Raw genomic sequence first — 954 nt, forward strand, 5'->3', positions numbered from 1 at the left:
GCACAGGCCGGCCGAGGGCACGGCCTCGGCGCTGCTCGGCATCGCCGTGCTGCTGGTGGGCGCCACCTCGGTGTTCGGCGAGTTGCAGGACGCGCTCGACCGCATCTGGCGCGCGCCGGCCCGCGTTCGCGCGAGCGGCTGGTGGAACCTGCTGCGCACGCGGCTGCTGTCGTTCGGCATGATCCTCGGCATCGCCTTCCTGCTGATGGTCTCGCTGGTGCTCAGCGCCGCGATCTCGGCGCTCGGCAAGTGGTGGGGCGGCGTGTTCGGCAACTGGGCCACGCTCGCGCAGGCGGTGAACCTCGGGGTCGGGCTGCTGATGACGACCGGCGTGTTCGCGATGATCTACAAGCTGATGCCGCGTGTCGCCGTGCGCTGGCACGACGTGTGGCTGGGTGCGCTGCTGACCGCGGTGCTGTTCACCGTCGGCCGCTACCTGATCGGCGCCTACATCGGCACCAGCGGCGTGGCCTCGGGTTTCGGGGCCGCCGGCTCGCTGATCGTGATCTTCGTGTGGGTGTACTACTCGGCGCAGATCTTCCTGCTGGGCGCCGAACTGACCTGGGCCTACGCCCGCAGCTTCGGCTCGATGCACCACCTRCCGTCACCACCCGCGCCGACCGCGACCGGCAGCGCGGGCGGAATTCCTACAGCGGGTGCTTGAGCGCACCTACACCAAGGTCTTCGGGTCGTCTTCAGAATGGGACCATCGCCAGGGAGAACACCATGAGCCCGTCACACCTGCTCTCATCGCCGGCCTCGCGCAAGCTGCTCCCCGGCGTCGGCGTGGCCGTGCCGGTGGCGGTGGCCTTCGCGGCCGTGGCGATCGGCCTGCCGGTCACCGAACGCGCCGACCGCAACGCCTTCGCTGCCGACGTGCTGCTGATGGCCGCCGCCGTGCCCGCCGCCGCGGCCAGCGCGGTCCCGGCCATCAAGCGCGAGGTGGTCCGGATC

The 954-nt window shown here is 71.0% G+C and carries 2 protein-coding genes; both read left to right on the forward strand.

Annotated elements, in window-relative coordinates; all coding sequences use genetic code 11:
- Positions 1–664, forward strand: a 664-nt coding sequence (locus AC1D15_RS34500; RefSeq protein ID WP_477829616.1) for a YihY/virulence factor BrkB family protein, incomplete at its 5' end; no start/stop codon positions are given.
- 62 nt (positions 665–726) lie between these two features.
- Positions 727–954 (forward strand): hypothetical protein (locus AC1D15_RS34505; protein WP_477829617.1); only part of this gene is annotated, 228 nt, incomplete at its 3' end.

This window comes from Rhizobacter sp. P2_H2 (assembly GCF_056403375.1).